We start from the raw sequence: 17,739 nt of genomic DNA on the forward strand, positions 1-17,739 counted from the left end.
CGGCATCGCCGGGCTTTTTGTTGATGCCAAGCAGCGCGCGACATGTCGATCAGGTAAACAAGGTCTGCGGGTACTCGGGCTTGCGCTCGCGTGCCAGCAATTCCTTCAAGCCTGCTTCCGGGGTGATTTCGCCATGCAAGACCGCACGCACGGCGTTGGAGATCGGTAGCTCGATGCCGTGGTGTTCGGCCTGGCGCATGACCTCATCGGCCGTCTGCACCGATTCGACCACCTGGCCGATCTCACGGATCGCATCGTTCAAACTCTGCCCGCGACCCAACGCCAACCCCAGCCGTCGGTTGCGCGACAGATCGCCGGTGCAGGTGAGCACCAGATCGCCCAACCCGGCCAGACCCATCAAGGTTTCCGGACGTGCGCCGATCGCTGCCGCCAGACGCAGCATCTCGTTCAGACCACGCGTGATCAGACCGGCACGTGCATTGAGACCCAGCTGCATGCCGTCGGCCACGCCGGTGGCCACCGCCAGAACGTTTTTCATCGCACCGCCCAACTCGGCGCCCACCATGTCGTCGCCGGTGTAGGCGCGGAAGGTGGGGCCATGCATCGCATCGGCCACCACCTGCGCAAACGCCGCATCGTCGCCATGCACGGTGATCGCAGTCGGCAGACCGAGCGTGACTTCCTTGGCGAAGGAAGGCCCGGTCACCACGGCCAGCGGAACGCCGGGGCCGAGGATGTCGCGCGCCACTTCATGCAGGAATCGCCCGGAACCGGGTTCGAAACCCTTGGTCGCCCAGGCAACGCCGGCGCCCGCGGGGCGCAACGGTGCGATCAGCCGGATTGTCTCAGTGAACGCATGCGAGGGCACCACCACCAGGATCCAGGTGGCGTCGGCAACGGCCGCCTGCAGGTCGGTGGTGGCACGCAGGCTGTCGGGCAGTGGAATGCCCGGCAGATAACGCGCGTTCTCATGGGTGCGGTCGATGGTGTCCACCATCGCCGCATCGCGGCCCCAGAGCACGGTCGGATGACCGTGTCTGGCGAGCAGCGCGGCCAGGGCCGTGCCCCAGGAGCCGGCGCCGAGAACGGCGATCTTGTGGGTCGAATCGCTCATCGGCGCAATCGAGGCTTAGGCGTTGCCAGCCGGCTCGGAATCGGCCAGCGAGGTGCCTTCGTTCTGACGCTGACGCAGGGTTTCTGCATACAGGGCTTCGAAGTTGATCGGCTGCAGGTAGAACGGCGGGAAGCCACCGGACTGGATCAGATCGCTGACCAGGGTGCGCACATACGGGAACAGGATGTTCGGGCACTGGGTGCCCAGCAGTACGTCGATCGCCTGCGGCTCCAGGCCGACCAGGCCGAACACGCCGGCTTGCTGCACTTCGGCCACGTAGGCGGTCTTGCCACCGGCGGTGCAGGTCAGGGTCACGGCCAGCACCACTTCGAAGGCGTTGTCGTTGAGGCGCTGGACCTTCTGATTGAGGTTCAGCTGCAGCTCGGGCTGGTTGGCGTCATTGAAGACGGCCGGTGCATTCGGCGATTCGAAGGACACGTCCTTGACGTAAATCTTTTCGATGGTGAAGGCGGGGCCAGCAGCGGCGTCGGCCGGCGCAGTGGCGCCGTTGAGGATTTCGTCGGACATTCCTAACTCCAGAAACGGTTCGGTGGATGCAGCGGTGAGTGATGCAGACGTGAAAGTGCGAGTCTCTCATGTCAGCAATGGGGGCCTGGCGGGCGCCGCACAAGGCGGATCAGCGGCCCTTGATCAGTGGCAGCTCGGCCATCTGCCAGGCAGCGACGCCGCCTTCGAGCCAGTACACCTGCTCGAAGCCAGCTTTCTTAAGCGTCTTGGCCGCACCTGCGGACGTGTTGCCGCTGCGGCAGACCACCACCACGGGCGAGGCCTTGGCGTTGGCCAGCAGCTTGCTGGCCGGGTCGAACTTGGCCAGTGCCACATTCCGGCTGCCGGCAATGTGGCCTTTTTCGAAATCGGCGGTTGGCGACACGTCGATCACCAGCGCGTTGTCGCTATTGATCAGACGGGTTAACTCGGCCGGCTTGAGCGCGCGATAGCCGCGGAACAAGCGCGCGACCTCGGTGACGATCAAGGCGATGGTCAGGCCCACCAGGGCCAGCGACAACATGGGGTTGCGGCCGACAAAGGCCTGCAGCTCTTCGAAATTCACGGGGTCAGGGTCAGTCGAGCGGGCAGGAATTGTCGCACAGCTGGCGCACGCGACGCCCAGCGCGCAGGGGCCGGGCTACTGGCCTTTCCACAAGTCGGGCAGGCCGCTGGCCAGCCACCAGCGCTTCTGGTCGGGATTCCAGCGCCAGATCTCGATGCTGCGCACCAGCCGTTCGGCCTGGGTATTGCGGTTGATCACCCGCAATTCGACCTCGCGGCGCAGATCGCCGTTGGGATCTTCGCCCACGCGCACCTCGCGGTAGCCGGAAATCTGCACTTGCTCGTAGCGCGACCGTTCCAGGTCGCTGAGCGGGTGCGCCTGCGCATACGCCGGCTCGACGAAGCCCAACGCAGCGTCGAAATCGTTCCAGCGCACGGCGGCCGTGTAGGCGGCCTGGGTGGCTTCCAGCGCGCGCGCCTGGGCGCGGCTGCCGGCATTGACCACCCCGCTCAGCGTCGCCAGCCCCAGCAGCACGATCATTGTGATGACTGCACGCATGCGTATTCCCCTGATCCAGCCCGCATCCTACCGTTTTGGAAACGCCACGAAACGCCCGCTCAACGTGGCCGCAGCCGCGCCCGAACCCAACGCGATCTGCGCGCGCATGCCGATGCGCGCCTTGCCGCGCTGCCGGAACGTGGCCAGAAATGCCTCCCAGCCCCCCAGCTCGGACGGCTCGGCATTGGCCACCAGGTCTTCGTACACCGGCGCGACATAGCACAGCTGGCTATCGGCGACGTAGACATCGGCATGATGCCCGGCCAACTGCAGCTGCAGGGTCAGCCATCCCCAGCTTGCCAGCGTCATCAGCGACGCCAGGCTGCCGCCGAACGCATTGGCCTTGTCGTTGACGTTGGCCTGCAGCGGCGCCCGCAGGCGCAGTGCACCATCATGCAAACCGTCGACGGCGATGCCCATCGCCAGCACCGGCGGCATGGCGATGAACTGCTGCTGCAGCGACTGCAGGGCGGATGCGAGCGTGCACGAAGAGGTCATCGGAAGAGACTGAAAGACGGCGAAGGCCGGCATCATGCCGCAATGTCCTGCGAGCGTCTTGTGCACTGGCATGACATGCGGTACCGCATGGTGGATGCAGTCATCGCCGCGCGCTTCGCAGGCTGACATCGCCTTGGCGTTGCATGCAACAGATCGACCGAAATCTCATGCCAGGCCGATGGCGCGCAACGTCGCACGACGCACGCGACCGGCACGCCACGCGACCACCTGCCTGCCAGTGGACATGGCAACCATTGGCGCATGCGCCAAGAGCGGCTAACAAAACGTCGCAAGCGGCCGTCAGGTGCGGGCGGCGCGGAGGAACCGGAGTGTCCACGTGGTCCATGCCGATTCCGAGCACCGACCGCGCCGGCGGCCGCGCAGTAGTTTTGTTAGATGCGCTAAGGCGCAAACACGACCTTGCGATACCCCTGCGCCCCCCGCAACAACGCGGTGGCTTTGGCTTTCCAGTGTGTGCTGCGCTGCTTCTGCGCTTGCGTCAGCGGCGCATCGATCGTGCTGGTGAACACGATGTTTTCCGCCGCCGCATGAAAAAACTTGTCCTGAATACAGGCAGCCGGCGAGAGCTGATAGGTGGACAGTTGATGCGCTACCGGCGATTCGTTCCATCCGAACAGGAAAATATCGGCCATGGTGTGCCAACGCGCCTGCGCAGCCAGCAGCAATCGCGCGGCATCCCTGCTGATGATCAGCGCACCGGCGCACACCGGCCAGCAATGCTGGTAGGTCGATGGGCGGACCAGGCGCAGTTGTCGCCCGGCGACGTCGGCCACCTTGGCATCGAGTTTGATCCGGTTGTAGGACGGCTCCAGCCGCACGATGCTGTTGCCGCCCGGTAGCCAATCGGTGCTGCGCAGCAGCGCCGGCAGCGTTTCCGACAGATGCATGTCGTCTTCGAAAATCGCGGTGTAGGCGTCGGCGGAGTCGGCCGCAATGCGCCACGCCGCCTGGTGACTGAGAAAGCATCCGATATTGGATGCAGTCCACTTCCGCGGGCCGGTGCTGAAGGCATCGCCCGACCCCTCCAGTGGACGCTCACGTACGAAGTCGGCGATCTGCTCGGCCGTCAACGTGGTGCCATCCACGGCAGCGATGCGCTCGAACGGCATCCCCAACGCATGGAAGCGCGCCGACATGGCCTGTAGCCGGTCGCCACTGCGCTGCATATTGATGAGGTAGGACTTGATCAAGACGCCACTCCAGCAAGGTTATCGGACCGGAGCGTGACGGGATTCCCAGCGGGTGCAAGAGGTTCTGCACCGAGACGAAGGGCGCCAGTCAGCGTGCCGAAACAGCGCTCCGGCTGTCGCCGCTTCGCCATTGCTGCGCACTGGCGCACCTGGATGCGGCGACATTGCGGCGCAGGTGACAACGCTCTCGCATAATCACGCCATGACCGGCCCTTCTCATTCCGATGCTGCCTGGACGCTGATCTCGCTGCGGCCCAGCGGCGAACACGCGCCGCTGCGGCGGGCGGTTGCGCGGCATGGCGGGCGTGTGCTCGCGCTATCGCCTTGGCGCTTGCAGACCAACGACACCGCGCAGGCGCGGGAGGCGTTGCGGCAGGCACTGGCAGCGCCGATTGCGGTGTTCACCAGCCCGGCGGCCGTGCAGGCGGCGCATCGTCTTGCGCCGCTGCAGCGCCCGGCGCAGGCGCATTGGGTGAGCGTCGGCGACGGCACTGCGCGCGCATTGCAGGCCTGTGGCATCGACACCGTGGTGCGCCCGACGCGGATGGATAGCGAAGGACTGCTCGCGCTACCGCTGCTGCAGGCGCCACTGCAGGCGGTCGGGCTGATCACCGCCCCCGGCGGACGCGGCATGCTGGCGCCAACGCTGCAACAGCGCGGCGCGCGCATCCTGCGCGCCGATGTCTATCAGCGTATCCCGCTGCGCTTGCGCGCGGCGGCCATCCAGGCCTTGTCGCACGCATTGCCGCGCAGTGTGCTGGCGTTGAGCAGCGCCGAAGCACTGACGTTGGTGCTGCAACAGCTGCCTGCAGCGCTGATCGCGACGTGGCAACAGCGTCCCGTGGTCGCCTCCAGCGACCGCATGCTGGACGCTGCGCGCGCGGCCGGCTTCATCCATCGCATGCGCGCCGAAGGCCCGTTGCCGGTGCAGCTTGCCGCTGCTGCGGCAGCGATCGTGACACCACCACGACCTTGCTGAACTGCGGACTCAAGTACAGCTTGCGGGTGTCCGCCGCTGCACGCCATGCTGTGGCGGATGACCGCGGCGCCTGCGCCGGTCGTGACCGCCCGAGGATGTCCGAATGACAGAAATGCCGGCTACCACGCGACGCTTTCCCTTGGCATGGCTGCTGCTGGCGATGGCCGTGGTGGCTGTCGGCGTGGCGCTATTCCTGGGCTGGCGCGCGTGGCAAAGCTATCAGGCCGCACAACTGCAGGCCGCGCAGGTGCAGCAGCAGCGTTGGGACGGCACCCAGCAGATGCTGGAAACGCTGCGCCGCGATCAGCGCCTGGCCAACGAGCGCTTGCAGGACGCGGCCGCCACCAACCGCGTGCTGCGCGATGAGATGCTTGGCCTGAGCCAGCGCGGCGCGTTGCTGGAAGACACCGTGCAAAAGCTGGCCGATCCCAATCGTCACGGTGCACAGGCGCTGCGCCTGGACGAAGTGGAGTTGCTGCTGCGGCTCGGCCAGCAACGCTTGAGCATCGCTGGCGATGCCGATGGTGCGCGGCGCGCCTATGCGCTGGCCGATGGCGCGCTCAACGGCATCGACGACCCCGGCTACCTCAATCTGCGTCAGGCACTGGTGCAGGAACGCGATGCGCTGGATCGTCTCGGCGCCGGCCCGCAGGCGAAAGTCGGCCAGAACCTGGACAGCCTGGCGGCCGAGTTGCAGCGCCTGCCGGAACAGACCGCACAGCGCAGCGGCGCGGCGCACCCGTGGTGGCAAAAGGTGCTGGCACCGCTGGTGGACATCCGGCCCAGCCGCGGCGATGCCTTGCTGAGCGGCGGCGACCGGCATGCCGCGCGCGATGCGTTGCAGATCGAAATCAGCCTGACCCGCGCGGCTGCGGAACGTGGCGATGCCGCCGGTTTCGCACAATCGCTGCGTCGCGTGGATACCTGGACGACCCGGCTGTGGCCGGACTCACCGCAACGTCGTCAACTGCGTGCACGCCTGCGCAGCCTGCAACAAGCGCCACTGCGTCCGCGCCTGCCGGAGCTGGGCACCACCCTGCTGCAACTGCAGGCCATGCGTGAAGGGAGATCCACCCAATGAAAATGCTGCGTACCGTCTTGATCCTGTTGGTTGCCGTGGCGCTGGGCGTGCTCGGCGCGCAGTGGCTGTCGCACCAGACGACTTACGACCTGGGCAATGTGGTGGTGAGCGTGGGTGGAAACGACTACCACGCCGCGATGCCGCAGGCGCTACTGATCCTGGTCATCGCGCTGCTGGTGGTCTGGCTACTGTGGACATTGATCAGCCTGCCGTTCCGCGTGTGGGGCAAATACCGCAGCAGGAAGGGCCGTGCGCGTTTGATCGAAGGCCTGCGCGCTGCCGATCATGGGCAATGGCAGCGTGCCGAGCGGCTGCTGGTCAGTGCCAGCGAAGACGATGAGGTGAGCGGCATTGCCCTGGCCAGCGCGGTACGCGTGGCCGATGCCCGCGGCGACGATGCAGCCGCCACTGCACTTGCACAGCAACTGGCCGAGCGCGACCCCACCGCACATGCGCTGCTGCAGGGCGAGCGATATCTGGGACGCCAGCGCCCGGTGGAAGCGATCAATGCGCTGGACAGTGCCAACGCGCAGCCGTTGCCGGCACGTGGCCTGCTGCTGCGCACGCATGCGCTGACCCAGATCGGCCGGGCCGACGAAGCCTACGGCCAGCTCGGTGCCCTGCGTCAGCAGGCGGTGTTGGCGCCCGATGCCTATAGCGCACTGGAAGCGACGCTGGCCGAGCAGACCCTGTTGCAGGCCAGTGACGCCAATGCGCTGGCCGAGCGCTGGGAAACATTGCCCAAAGCCTTACGTACCTATCCGGCAGTGGTAGGCGCCTATGCGCAGCGCGCGGCCGTGCTGCATTGGGACGATGCGGCGGTGCATAGCCTGGAGCAGGCGCTCGATACCCAGTGGGACGAATCGCTGGTGCGGCTGTACGGCGTGCTGCCGTTGGAAAAATACGATTCGCGCCGCGCCAGTGCGCAGCGCTGGTTGACCCAGTATCCAGACAGCCCGGGCCTGTTGCTGACCCTGGCGCGGCTCGCGCGTCATCAACAGCAGTGGTCGCAGGCCGAGGAATTTCTGCACCGCGCGATCGCCAACGGTGCCGGCAGCGAAGCCTGGGAAGAGTTGGGACACAGTTTTGCAGCGTCCGGCGATCTGCTGTCGGCACAGCATTGCTACGCCAACGCCTTGCGCGCTGCACGTGGCGAACCGGTGCATGAAGCCATGCCGCAGCAGTCCGTGCGCGAGCCGATCGTGGCGACGTATGACACCGCGCCAGTCGATCCGCATGCAGCGGACGATCCTCTTCTGTAATCCAGACAGCGGCGGTATGCGGTCTGCGTACCGCCGTCCTTGTTTTGCTGACAACGCTTGCCGATGGTCGTCATGTGAGCAGGCAGTTCGTCGATGAAGTCGCGCTTGGCATATCGCCGCTCACAGCGGTTGGGCGTCGAGACGAATAGATGTCGCGGCACATGCATAAGGCACGAGCCATCACCGCTTAGGTACTGCCCTCTTGGGTATGCACTGCGTAGAAGACCCTAGCTCACGTAGCCTCTGACACCACGGTCCGTGTGATGCGCAATCTTGATCGAATCCACAGGTTTACGGCGCGGGAGGCAACGCCCGCAAGAAGTCTTCGCAAGCGCCGAGATAACGTGCCTGCTGGTGATCGATCGACTGCACCGACAGCACCCGCGCACCGAGTCTGCCGGCCACCAACATCGCGACCATTACGCCGGCGCCGGTCACCCAGCGCAGCTCAGTCTGCAACGACAGACCGCACACCAGTAAGGCAAGCACCGATGCCATCGTGATGGCCACAGAGCGCACGCGGCGTTGCTCGTGTTGCGCGCACAGCGTCAACACATGCGCGCTGCGCTTGCGCAACACGATGGCCAGAATCACATACGGCAGTACCCCGATCAGTAGAGCCAGGTAGATCGCCGGGTGATGCCAATGGAAGATGTAGCGGCGCGGCGACATGTCGGCCGGCGCATTGCACTTGACGCAACGCGGCGGCAGATTCGCGCCCGGCGTGCACACCACGACGTCGCCCTCGCGCCACACATCGCCATGTGCGGGGGTCAGATACAGCGTGGGTGGCTCACGTCCATCGGCATTCGACATCTCATGCGTCCTTGCAGGGTTAGATTGGGGATTCGGCATTGGAAATTCGGGATTCGCAAGAGCAGGATTCCCTTGCCGCTTGTGCGAATCCCAATCGCCAGTGCCCAATCCCGTGCCGCGTAGCAGCGGCATCAGCGCTCGACGATGGCCACCACACCCATGCCGCCGGCGGTGCAGATCGAAATCAACGCACGGCCGCCACCGCGTTCTTCCAGTTGCTTGGCGGCGGTGGCCACCACGCGCGCGCCGGTGGCGGCGAACGGGTGACCGGTAGCCAGCGACGAACCCAGCGGGTTGATCTTGTCCGGGTCGATACGGCCCAGCGGCGCGTCCAGGCCCAGCCGGGTGCGGCAGTAATCCTCGCTTTCCCAGGCGCGCAGGGTGCACAGCACCTGCGCGGCGAAGGCTTCGTGGATTTCGTAGATGTCGAAGTCCTGCAGGGTCAGGCCCTGGCGCGCCAGCATCTGTGGCACTGCGATGGTCGGCGCCATCAGCAGGCCTTCGCCGTGCACGAAATCCACCGCCGCAACCTGTGCATCGCGCAGGTAGGCCATCGGCGCGTGGCCGTGCGCCAGCGCCCAGGCCTCGCTGGACAGCAGCACCGCGGCGGCACCATCGGTCAGCGGGGTGGAATTGGCGGCGGTCAAGGTGCCGCGGCTGGAGGTCTTGTCGAAGGCCGGGCGCAGCGTGGCGAGTTTTTCCAGCGAGGTGTCCGCGCGCAGGATGTTGTCGCGCGAGACGCCGCGGAACGGCGCGATCAGCGTGTCGAAGAACCCGCGCTCATATGCCGCCGCCAGCTTGTGGTGCGAGGCCACCGCCCATTCGTCCTGCGAATCGCGCGAGATGTTCCATTCCTTGGCCATGTCCTCGCAGTGGTCGCCCATGCTCTTGCCGGTGCGCGGCTCGGCCACGCCGGGGAACTCGGGCTTGAGTTCGGCCAGCTTGAAGCCGCGCAGCAGCGCCTTGAGTCTGTCGCCGGTGGCCTTGGCGCGGTTGGCGGCCATCAGGCGCGCGCGCAGTTTCTTGCCGTAGACGATCGGCACTTCGGAGGTGGTGTCCGAGCCGCCGCCGATGCCCGAATCGATCTGCCCCAGCGCGATCTTGTTGGCGATGGTGATCACCGAATCCAGACTGGTGCCGCAGGCGCGCTGCAGGGTGATGCCCGGGGTCAGCGGCGACAGACCCGACGACAGCGCGGCCTCGCGCGCCAGGTTCCAATCGGAGGAGTGCTTGATCACCGCGCCCATCGCCACTTCGCCCAATTGCTGCCCATGCAGCCCGAAGCGCTCGACCAGCGCGCCCAGCGTGCGCACCGACATGCCCAGATTGCCCACGTCCGCGTATGCGGTGTTCTGACGACAGAACGGGATACGAACGCCGCCCAGAATGGCGACGGGACGGGCTGCGGGCATCGATTGACCTGGCATGAAGGACTCGGGGACATGGCCTGCACAGGGCCGGCAGGCATAATGTCGGCAGTGTAGCTTCGACCCTGTGATGGGCCAACCGCGAATCATGAGCAAGACCGAACACGGCGTAACCGCCATGGGTGTGCTGGCGCTGGAATTGACCGGCGGAAGCGCGCCCGAGCGCGGCGCATTGGCGCCTGCGCAGGCCGGCATGCTGGCCGAACGCATCGGCCGCGACCTGGCGCAGTGGATCCCGGAAGTCCGCGATCTGGAACTGAGCGTGGCGCTGGCGCATTTCGATCCCGCCGAAGTGCTTCGGCCCGGCTGGCCGCTGCACCGGCGCCTGGAAGAGCTGCAGGCGCGTGCGCCCGGACGCGATCAGGGGCCGCGCGTGCTGGCCTTCGGTGCCGATGCGCAGGGCGAGATTCCGCTGCCGTTCCAGGCCGATGCGCAGCTGGTTGGCGGTGGTTTGCGCGTGCTGCCGTTCCTGCTGTCCGGCGATCCGCAAACGGTCGCCACCGTCGCCGAGGCCATGGAAGAGGTGCTGTTGGCCCAGGGCATGGCGCAGGCCGATACCGCGCTGCTGGCGCAGGAAAGTTTCGGCGCCCGCATCGAACATGCACGGTATCTCACCGCCAACGATCTGGCGGCGATGATGTCGATGCAGTACGACAACCAGGGCCTGGCGCCGCTGTGGCCGCTGATCGAAGCCGCCCTGCTGGCGCCCACCAGCGAAGAGTGGCTGGAGCAGGCGCCGGAGCCGGTCCTGCGCTACGTCGATGGCGAAGTGCGCATTGCTCTGTTCGATCCGGCTGGCTGGTGCGATTACTACGCGCACGACCGCGAACACTGCGAGCGCCTGCGTGGCGTATACGAGCACTATCTCGCGCGCCAGCGGCAGATGGCCGCGGTGTTGGAAGCGCATGGGTTGCCGGTGCTGTATGTGCATATAGAGCCAGGCCAGGATCCGCGGCAGGCCCTGGCAGCGTAAGTCGGACGCCGGTACCCATTGCCCCTTCTGCATTACAAGGCGCGCTTGAAACTGGCGTGTCTGTGGCCGACCTAGAACGCCCATGCGCCTTTTACGCACGCGTGCTGGGTCTGCAACCAATGCATCGCGATGCGCGCATCGCCGCATCCGCGATTGCGCCAGAGCAAGTTTGTTGTTTGCGTGCAAGGCAGCACGTCGGCCACTGTCACGCGGCCGGGCGACACGATTCCGCCGCATGACAGCAAGGGGCGCCTGCATGTCGCACTGGCTATCGCAAGCGATGCCCTACCCGGCTGGGAGAACCACTTGCATGCCTGCGGTGTCGCCGTCGAAGCCCGCAGCCCGCATGTCACGGCCGGGCGGTGGGCAAAGCATGTAGTTCCGCGATCCCGATACGCATCTGCTGGACTGGCAACACTAGGCTTGTGGGCAAATGATTGAGTGATCGCTTCCGCGGTTGAACTGCATATGCAGCGATCGATTAGCGAATGAAGTGATCCGCGCAGATAGCCGGGCTGCAGGCAGACGGGTTCGAGTTCCTTTATCGGCGGGCACTGCTTCTATTCGAAGTGCCCGCTTCGCTGTGGGCCGATCACCGTTGGACGACAGACAGCCACGTCTGCGTTGCACAGAATGACTGGGCTGTGGACCACTCACTGGATGATCGCTGCTTCCGTTGGAGACGCATCCGCGGCTGTCGTTCAACGATCCATGCGCTCATTGCGCAAATGTTGCGCTTCCTTTATCAACAAGGCGCTACACCCATGCGCGCGCATAGCAGTACTCGCCACATTCTGACGCGAGCGGAGTTTCGACGAAGCACAACGCGCCTAGAACGAACGCCGCGGCGATGCTCGGCGCGGCGTTCGTGTGTTCTCTCGATCACTGCCTGGACATACACCGGCACGTCGGCCGACGTCGTCCGCAGCGTGCGTCGTTACTGGACCGCTGCCGTGTATCGGCAGCGGTACCTGAGCGCTTACTTGGTCGCCGCCTGCGCGTTGTCGGTGGTGATCACACCGCACGCCAGACGGCCGCCAGCGTTACCGGTGGGCTGGGTTTTGTAATCGTCTGCATCGGCATGCACGATCACCGCGTGGCCGGCGATATCGAACTGGTCGGCCTTGCCGAGATTGACGTTGCTGGAGACCGGTGCGTCGATGCTGACATTGCCTTGCGCGTCGGCTTTGATGTTGGGCATATCGCCGCCGTGATGCGGGTCGGCGCTGACGTTGCCGTGATCGGACTGGGACGGGTTGAAGTGGCCGCCGGCACTGCTGCCGTCCGGTGCGCTGCAATCGCCCTTTTCGTGGATGTGGAAGCCGTGCTCGGTGTTGGGCTTGAGGCCGCTGAGTTGGCCGGTCACACGTAAGGCGCCGTCGACAGTCTTGAAGCTTACCGTGCCTTTGACGTCGTTGCCCTTGGTCGGCCTGAGCTCGGCGGTGGCGGTGGTCGTGGCGGCCGCTTCGGTCACCATGGAGGCAGCATGTTCAGCGCCGTGCGCGGCGTCGGCCGGGGTGCTGGCCTGTGGTGCGGGTGCCGGGTCTGACGGTGCGGGCTCGTCGCGCTTGCACGCGGTCAGCACCAGGGCAGTGGCGAGAAACAACGTGGTCGGAAGAAGGCGCATGGAGTACTCCTGAAGAAGGCCACAACTGCAGCCGTTGACGCCCCGATTCAGGGCTGCGAAGGGGGCGTGCCCCATTGGGTAACGCGAATGACGCCGCAGGCCAGACGCGCGCCGGCATTGCCGCTGGGCTGGCTGCGATAGTTGTCGGCGTCGGCATGCACGATGAGCGACTTGCCGACCACATCGGTCGGAGCGCTGTCGCCCAGGCTGATGCCTGACAGGATCATGTCCAGATGCACCACGCCTTCGGCATCGGCACGCAGATTGTCCATGTCGCCCAGATGGTGCGCGCCGCTCCCCGCACGTCCGTGCGGCGCACCGCTCGGGTTGAAGTGCGCACCGGCGCTGCTGGCATCGGCTGCGCTGCAATCGCCGCGCTCGTGCACATGGAAACCGGACACTCCGCCCGGACGTAGCCCGCCGATGGTGCCGGTGAGGCGGATGCCCTGCAACGCAGGTACCAGGACGACCCGGCCGCTGACCAGGCTGCCCGAAGCAGATGCCAGCACAGCCTCGGCTTGCTGCACCGGGCGCGCAGGCACTACCCGCGCCGCTGCCGCTGGCGGTGGAGGCGCTTTCGGCGGTGACGGCGTGCTGCTGCAGGCGGCCAGCGCCAGAGCGGTGAGAGCAACGATCGTGGGCGACCGGTAACGCATCAAGCAGTTCTCCTGATCAGGCTGGAAACCTATGCGGGCGCATGTGCACGTGTCATGAAATGCGCTCGGGGCAGCACGGGAGTTTACGGGGTTGGTCTCGCGGGCCGGGATGTCGCCCAGGGCTCTCTACCCACCCCATCTTCCGCAGGCGGGAGAGAGGGTGGGCTGCGACGATCGACGATCGATGCGTGCCTTGCCCGCGTAGCTTGCCGCCTCCCGCATCGGGGAAGGTGTTCGAGGGGGGATGAGGGTGTCGTTCGCCGCCGGATAATCGACACCGCGGCGCGTGCGAGCGAAAACGACGCGCGCATGCACCCACGCAGGAGCCACTCCTGTCGCGGCGGCTATCGGCCGGACCGGTCAGCGCCGTTTGCGCCCCGGGCCGAGTTTGCGGGTGACGGTGTTGCGGCCCAGCCCCAGGCGGGCGGCGGCTTCGGCGCGGCGGCCCTGGGTGAGTTGCAACGCGGCTTCGAGCAAGGTCCGGTCCAGGCGCTCGCGCGCTTCGGCGTGCAGGCCCTGGGCGCCTTCGCTCAGGCGTTGCGCGGCCCAGCTGGACAGCATGTCGTCCCATTGCCCGTCGCTGCGACCGCTGCGGTGACGGCGGCCGCCGCGCGCCAGTGCAGCGTCCACGTCGACCGCATCGATGATGTCGGCAGTCGCCAACGCGGCCAGACGCCAGCACACGTTTTCCAGTTCGCGCACATTGCCAGGCCAGTCGTATTGGCGCAGGTCTTCCAACGCGGCCGACGAGAGCCGCTTGGGCAGCATGTCGAGCTTACGCCCGGCCATGGCCAGGAAATTTTCGGCCAGTTGGGCGATATCGCCGCGCCGTTCGCGCAGCGGCGGCAGTTGCAGGCGCACCACATCCAGGCGGTGCAGCAGATCGGCGCGGAAGCGGCCCTGCTCGACCAGCGCTTCCAGGTCCTGGTGGGTGGCAGCGATCACGCGCACATCGACGCGGATCAATTCGCGGCCACCGACGCGGAAGAATTCGTTCTCTGCCAGCACGCGCAACAGGCGGGTCTGCAGCGGCAATGGCATGTCGCCGATTTCGTCCAGAAACAGCGTGCCGCCATCGGCTTGTTCGAAGCGACCGATATGCCGTTTGGTGGCGCCGGTAAACGCGCCGGTTTCGTGGCCGAACAGCTCGCTTTCCAGCAATTCGGCAGGAATGGCGGCGGTGTTGAGCGCGACGAAGGGTTTGCGCGCGCGCGGCGATTCGTTGTGCAGCGCGCGGGCGACCAACTCCTTGCCGGTGCCGGTCTCGCCGTTGATCAACACCGACAGCGGTGCCTGCGCCAGCCGGCCGATCGCGCGGAACAGCGCCTGCATCGCCGGGGTGTCGCCGATCAGCGACGCCGAGCCTTCGGCCAGCGGGGCGCCGATGATCTCGTCGACACCGGCATCGGCATCGGCATCCGGCAACGCGCGTGCGGCCAAGGCCACCGCATCGTCCAGGTCGAATGGCTTGGACAAGAACTCATGCGCGCCACCGCGGAAGGCGCCGGCAGTGCTGGTCACGTCGGTGTAGGCCGACATCACGATGACCGGCAGTTGCGGGTGCTTGGACTTGAGCTTGTCGAGCAGGCTCAGCCCGTCTTCGCCGGGCATGCGCACGTCGGTGAACAACAGATCCGGGGTCGGCCGCATGGCCAGTGCCTGCAACGCGGCGGCGGCACTCTCGAAGCCATCCACCGCGTAGCCGGCATCGCGCAAGGCGGTGGACAGTACGAAGCGGACCGACCGGTCGTCGTCCACGACCCAGATGTGGGATACGGCGGCGGCCTCAGCCATGCAAATGCTCCTTGTCGTGATCGCCGGCCAGCTCGGGCAGCAGCAGGGTGAAAACGGTATGGCCCGGGCGCGAGCGGTAGGTCAGCGTGCCGTGGTGTTCGCGCGAGACCTGCTGCGCCAGCGCCAGGCCCAGCCCACTGCCTTCGGCGCGGCCGCTGACCAAGGGCAGGAACAGGTGCTCGGCCAGTTCTTCGGGCACGCCGCCGCCGTCGTCGATGATCTCCAGCCGCAGCGACATGGCATGCACACGGTCGCGGATGCGCTGGCCGTGTTCGACGCGGGTGCGCAAGGTCACGCGGGTGGCGCCGGCCTGGAAGGCGTTGCGCACCAGATTCCACACCGCCTGGGTCAGGCGGTCGCCATCGCCCAGAATGTCGGGAATGCTGGGGTCGTAATCGCGCTGCACCTGCACCGACCAGCCGCCTTCGGCTTCGGCCAGACGCAACACGCGTTCGAGCACGACATGGATGTTGAGACGGCCGTGCGGGCGCAACGGGCTCGGCGAGAGCAGCCGTTCCAGCAAGGTGTTGAGGCGTTCGATCTCGGTACCGATCAGCTCGATCAGTTCGCGCTCGTCTTCGTCGCGTCCGGCCGAGCGGCGCGCCAGCAGCTGCGCGGCGCCCTTGAGACCGGCCAGCGGATTACGCAGTTCGTGCGCCAGCCCCTTGAGCGCGGCGCCCAAGGCGTTGGGCAAGGCGTGGGTGGGATCGAGCGCAGGGAATTCGTCGACCGGATGGGTCTCCAGCAACCAGCCACCGTCGTCCAGCCGCGACAGCCAACCTTCGGCAAAGCGTGGCGCGTCGTTGGGCAGGCCCAGCGCCAGCCGGTGCAGACGCAGCACATCACGCTCGTCGTTGAGCAGGAAACGGGCCAGCGCGTCGCCCTGCACCTCCAGCGCGGCCAAGGGCTGTTCGACCAAACGCCGCGCACTGACTCCAAGCCAGCGCGCGAACGCCGGGTTGACACCCAGCACGCGGCCCTCGCGGTCGGCCCAGGCCACCGGCGTGCCCAGATTATCCAGCGATGGCATGGAAGACGAGATCACCATTGCACCAATTTAGTGCAAGCTGCGTCGTAATGCGCGGATGGCGCGCAAAACGAAGCGTGTGTCGAAAAAATCTTGGCCGGCCGGCGGCGGGTTGCACCGATCCAGCGTGCATCCGCGCCGACCGTCACGGGCGTGGGGCTGGTCATGCAGGCACCTCGGCAGTTGTTCCGCGCCCAACCGGACGACGGGGAAAACGGACCCGACTGGGCAGTCCCGGCCGGGTCGTTGCGCCACCCGCGGCAGCGTGGCCGCGGGCGTGCATGCTCAGGACTCGTACGCGGCTTCGCCGTGCGAGGTGATGTCCAGGCCCTCGCGCTCGGCTTCTTCGCTCACGCGCAGGCCGAACACCAGCTTGGCGACCACAAAGCCCACCACCGACACCACGCCGATCCAGCCGATCGTGATCCCGACGCCCAGCGCCTGGATACCGACCTGGTGGACGATGTTGTAATCGCCGCCCTTCTGGCCACCCAGCGAAGCCGCCGAAAACACGCCGGTCAGGATCGCGCCGATGATGCCGCCCAGGCCATGCACGCCGAACACGTCCAGGCTGTCGTCGGCACCGAGCAAGCGCTTCAGACCGGTGACACCCCACACGCACAGCACGCCGGCCGCCAGGCCGATGACGATGGCGCCGAACGGGCCCACCGTGCCGCAGGCCGGGGTGATGCCGACCAGGCCGGCGACCATGCCCGAGGCCACACCCAGGGCGGACGACTTGCCCTTGATGATCTTCTCGGTCAGCGACCAACCCAGGATGGCGGCCGCGGTCGCCAGCATTGTGTTGAGGAAGGCCAGCGCCGCACCGGCATTGGCTTCCAGGTTGGAACCGGCATTGAAGCCGAACCAGCCCACCCACAGCAGCGATGCACCGACGAAGGTCAGGGTCACGTTATGCGGCTTGATCGCCTCGCGCCCCAACCCGGCACGCTTGCCGACGAAGTAGGCGCCCACCAGGCCGGCGACACCGGCGTTGATGTGCACCACGGTACCGCCGGCGAAATCCAGCGCGCCCAATCCGAACAGATACCCACCGGTCGCCCAGACCATGTGCGCCAGCGGCAGGTAGCCGAAGGTGAACCAGATCACCGAGAACAACAGCACCGCGCCGAACTTGGCGCGTTCGGCGAAGGCGCCGACGATCAGCGCGCCGGTGATGCCGGCGAAGGTCGCCTGGAACGCCACGAACACGTATTCCGGCAGGCTCACGCCCTTGGTGAAGGTGGCCGCCAGACTTTCGATGGTGACGCCCTTGAGCAACGCCTTGTCCAGATTGCCGATCCACGCGCCTTCGCCGGAGAACGCCAAGCTGTAGCCGTACAGCACCCACAGGATGGTCAGCAGCGAAAACACCATCGCCACCTGGATCAGCACCGACAACACGTTCTTGGCGCGCACCATGCCGCCATAGAACAACGCCAGGCCCGGCACCACCATCAACAGCACCAGCAAGGTGGAGGTCAGCATCCAGGCGACATCGCCCTTGTTGACCACCGGTGCGGCTTCGGCGGCAGCGGCCGGCGCTGCGGCCGGCTGCGGGGACGCCAGCGGTTCGGTGGTGACCGGCTCGGTCGGCAGTGGGGTGACCTGCGGGCTGGACTGCGCCTGCGCGCTGCCCATGCCGCCGACCACCAGCGTGCTGAACAGCATCAGCATGCATACGCTGTAGAACCGGGCTTTCCACCCGGCAAAAAGAGCTGTCTTCATACGAACTCCGTAGGT

The 17,739-nt window shown here is 66.4% G+C and carries 17 protein-coding genes, 1 other RNA gene and 1 pseudogene; 5 read left to right on the top strand and 14 right to left on the bottom strand.

The genetic code is table 11. The features are described 5' to 3' along the window. Nucleotides 1-49: 49 nt before the first annotated feature. The 7 genes from XBLMG947_RS14350 to XBLMG947_RS14380 form a co-directional block, all read right to left on the bottom strand. Entirely contained in the window at nucleotides 50-1,075 is a 1,026-nt protein-coding gene (locus XBLMG947_RS14350) for an NAD(P)H-dependent glycerol-3-phosphate dehydrogenase (protein ID WP_065469333.1), read from the bottom strand. A 15-nt stretch (nucleotides 1,076-1,090) separates the two neighbouring features. Then, nucleotides 1,091-1,603, bottom strand: coding sequence for a protein-export chaperone SecB (gene secB, locus XBLMG947_RS14355; protein WP_065469334.1), 513 nt, complete (start codon nucleotides 1,601-1,603; stop codon nucleotides 1,091-1,093). Nucleotides 1,604-1,712: 109 nt separating this feature from the next. Continuing rightward, the gene (locus XBLMG947_RS14360) at nucleotides 1,713-2,147 is read right to left on the bottom strand and encodes a rhodanese-like domain-containing protein (protein WP_065469335.1); all 435 of its coding nucleotides are present in this window, start codon (nucleotides 2,145-2,147) and stop codon (nucleotides 1,713-1,715) included. Between the two features lie 75 nt (nucleotides 2,148-2,222). Further along, the gene (locus XBLMG947_RS14365) at nucleotides 2,223-2,645 is read right to left on the bottom strand and encodes a hypothetical protein (protein WP_065469336.1); all 423 of its coding nucleotides are present in this window, start codon (nucleotides 2,643-2,645) and stop codon (nucleotides 2,223-2,225) included. Between the two features lie 27 nt (nucleotides 2,646-2,672). Further along, on the bottom strand, nucleotides 2,673-3,143 hold the full coding sequence (locus XBLMG947_RS14370) for a YiiD C-terminal domain-containing protein (protein ID WP_065469376.1): 471 nt from the start codon (nucleotides 3,141-3,143) through the stop codon (nucleotides 2,673-2,675). A gap of 274 nt (nucleotides 3,144-3,417) precedes the next feature. Continuing rightward, a non-coding RNA gene (locus XBLMG947_RS14375) (sX9 sRNA) lies at nucleotides 3,418-3,489 on the bottom strand. Nucleotides 3,490-3,544: 55 nt separating this feature from the next. Continuing rightward, nucleotides 3,545-4,354 carry a glycosyltransferase family 25 protein gene (locus XBLMG947_RS14380; protein WP_065469337.1) on the bottom strand — a complete coding sequence of 270 codons (810 nt, stop codon included), beginning with the start codon at nucleotides 4,352-4,354 and terminating at the stop codon, nucleotides 3,545-3,547. Nucleotides 4,355-4,529: 175 nt separating this feature from the next. Here XBLMG947_RS14380 and XBLMG947_RS14385 point away from each other — a divergent pair, with 175 nt between their 5' ends. From XBLMG947_RS14385 to XBLMG947_RS14395, 3 genes are all read left to right on the top strand, one after another. Further along, nucleotides 4,530-5,333 (top strand): uroporphyrinogen-III synthase, encoded by an 804-nt coding sequence (locus XBLMG947_RS14385; protein WP_104536909.1) that lies wholly within the window; start codon nucleotides 4,530-4,532, stop codon nucleotides 5,331-5,333. Between the two features lie 103 nt (nucleotides 5,334-5,436). Then, the gene (locus tag XBLMG947_RS14390; protein WP_065469338.1) at nucleotides 5,437-6,414 is read left to right on the top strand and encodes a uroporphyrinogen-III C-methyltransferase; all 978 of its coding nucleotides are present in this window, start codon (nucleotides 5,437-5,439) and stop codon (nucleotides 6,412-6,414) included. Beyond that, nucleotides 6,411-7,676 (top strand): heme biosynthesis protein HemY, encoded by a 1,266-nt coding sequence (locus tag XBLMG947_RS14395; protein WP_065469339.1) that lies wholly within the window; start codon nucleotides 6,411-6,413, stop codon nucleotides 7,674-7,676. Before XBLMG947_RS14390 ends, XBLMG947_RS14395 begins: the two co-directional genes overlap by 4 nt. Before the next feature lie 291 nt (nucleotides 7,677-7,967). Here the strand turns inward: XBLMG947_RS14395 and XBLMG947_RS14400 are convergent, their stop codons facing one another. Both XBLMG947_RS14400 and XBLMG947_RS14405 read right to left on the bottom strand, forming a co-directional pair. Beyond that, nucleotides 7,968-8,492 (bottom strand): hypothetical protein, encoded by a 525-nt coding sequence (locus XBLMG947_RS14400; protein WP_065469340.1) that lies wholly within the window; start codon nucleotides 8,490-8,492, stop codon nucleotides 7,968-7,970. A 131-nt stretch (nucleotides 8,493-8,623) separates the two neighbouring features. Continuing rightward, nucleotides 8,624-9,919 carry an acetyl-CoA C-acetyltransferase gene (locus XBLMG947_RS14405; RefSeq protein WP_065469341.1) on the bottom strand — a complete coding sequence of 432 codons (1,296 nt, stop codon included), beginning with the start codon at nucleotides 9,917-9,919 and terminating at the stop codon, nucleotides 8,624-8,626. 88 nt (nucleotides 9,920-10,007) lie between these two features. Between XBLMG947_RS14405 and XBLMG947_RS14410 the strand changes: the two genes are divergently transcribed. Further along, nucleotides 10,008-10,892, top strand: coding sequence for a hypothetical protein (locus XBLMG947_RS14410; RefSeq protein ID WP_065469342.1), 885 nt, complete (start codon nucleotides 10,008-10,010; stop codon nucleotides 10,890-10,892). A 17-nt stretch (nucleotides 10,893-10,909) separates the two neighbouring features. Continuing rightward, a pseudogene (locus tag XBLMG947_RS23700) lies at nucleotides 10,910-11,268 on the top strand (VOC family protein); the annotation flags it as partial. Nucleotides 11,269-11,871: 603 nt separating this feature from the next. On the opposite strand, the gene XBLMG947_RS14415 reads toward XBLMG947_RS23700, so the two are convergent. The 5 genes from XBLMG947_RS14415 to XBLMG947_RS14435 form a co-directional block, all read right to left on the bottom strand. Further along, entirely contained in the window at nucleotides 11,872-12,519 is a 648-nt protein-coding gene (locus XBLMG947_RS14415) for a superoxide dismutase family protein (RefSeq protein ID WP_065469343.1), read from the bottom strand. A 47-nt stretch (nucleotides 12,520-12,566) separates the two neighbouring features. Next, a complete protein-coding gene (locus XBLMG947_RS14420) occupies nucleotides 12,567-13,175 on the bottom strand; it encodes a superoxide dismutase family protein (RefSeq protein WP_065469344.1) in 609 nt (202 codons plus the stop codon). 360 nt (nucleotides 13,176-13,535) lie between these two features. Further along, nucleotides 13,536-14,969 (bottom strand): nitrogen regulation protein NR(I), encoded by a 1,434-nt coding sequence (gene ntrC / locus XBLMG947_RS14425; protein ID WP_065469345.1) that lies wholly within the window; start codon nucleotides 14,967-14,969, stop codon nucleotides 13,536-13,538. Continuing rightward, complete coding sequence (locus tag XBLMG947_RS14430; RefSeq protein ID WP_065469346.1) at nucleotides 14,962-16,017, bottom strand: two-component system sensor histidine kinase NtrB; 1,056 nt, start codon at nucleotides 16,015-16,017, stop codon at nucleotides 14,962-14,964. The genes ntrC and XBLMG947_RS14430 overlap by 8 nt, the downstream gene beginning before the upstream one ends. A 264-nt stretch (nucleotides 16,018-16,281) precedes the next feature. Then, the gene (locus XBLMG947_RS14435) at nucleotides 16,282-17,724 is read right to left on the bottom strand and encodes an ammonium transporter (RefSeq protein WP_065469347.1); all 1,443 of its coding nucleotides are present in this window, start codon (nucleotides 17,722-17,724) and stop codon (nucleotides 16,282-16,284) included. Nucleotides 17,725-17,739 lie beyond the last annotated feature (15 nt).

Source organism: Xanthomonas bromi, assembly GCF_900092025.1.
GTDB lineage: Bacteria > Pseudomonadota > Gammaproteobacteria > Xanthomonadales > Xanthomonadaceae > Xanthomonas > Xanthomonas bromi.

Coding starts and splice junctions, on each gene's coding strand:
- secB (WP_065469334.1), bottom strand. CDS start 1,603: ATGTCCGACGAAATCCTCAACGGCGCCACTGCGCCGGCCGACGCCGCT.
- XBLMG947_RS14390 (WP_065469338.1), top strand. CDS start 5,437: ATGACAGAAATGCCGGCTACCACGCGACGCTTTCCCTTGGCATGGCTG.
- XBLMG947_RS14395 (WP_065469339.1), top strand. CDS start 6,411: ATGAAAATGCTGCGTACCGTCTTGATCCTGTTGGTTGCCGTGGCGCTG.
- ntrC (WP_065469345.1), bottom strand. CDS start 14,969: ATGGCTGAGGCCGCCGCCGTATCCCACATCTGGGTCGTGGACGACGAC.
- XBLMG947_RS14410 (WP_065469342.1), top strand. CDS start 10,008: ATGAGCAAGACCGAACACGGCGTAACCGCCATGGGTGTGCTGGCGCTG.
- XBLMG947_RS14405 (WP_065469341.1), bottom strand. CDS start 9,919: ATGCCAGGTCAATCGATGCCCGCAGCCCGTCCCGTCGCCATTCTGGGC.
- XBLMG947_RS14365 (WP_065469336.1), bottom strand. CDS start 2,645: ATGCGTGCAGTCATCACAATGATCGTGCTGCTGGGGCTGGCGACGCTG.
- XBLMG947_RS14370 (WP_065469376.1), bottom strand. CDS start 3,143: ATGACCTCTTCGTGCACGCTCGCATCCGCCCTGCAGTCGCTGCAGCAG.
- XBLMG947_RS14400 (WP_065469340.1), bottom strand. CDS start 8,492: ATGTCGAATGCCGATGGACGTGAGCCACCCACGCTGTATCTGACCCCC.
- XBLMG947_RS14415 (WP_065469343.1), bottom strand. CDS start 12,519: ATGCGCCTTCTTCCGACCACGTTGTTTCTCGCCACTGCCCTGGTGCTG.
- XBLMG947_RS14350 (WP_065469333.1), bottom strand. CDS start 1,075: ATGAGCGATTCGACCCACAAGATCGCCGTTCTCGGCGCCGGCTCCTGG.
- XBLMG947_RS14430 (WP_065469346.1), bottom strand. CDS start 16,017: ATGGTGATCTCGTCTTCCATGCCATCGCTGGATAATCTGGGCACGCCG.
- XBLMG947_RS14435 (WP_065469347.1), bottom strand. CDS start 17,724: ATGAAGACAGCTCTTTTTGCCGGGTGGAAAGCCCGGTTCTACAGCGTA.
- XBLMG947_RS14420 (WP_065469344.1), bottom strand. CDS start 13,175: ATGCGTTACCGGTCGCCCACGATCGTTGCTCTCACCGCTCTGGCGCTG.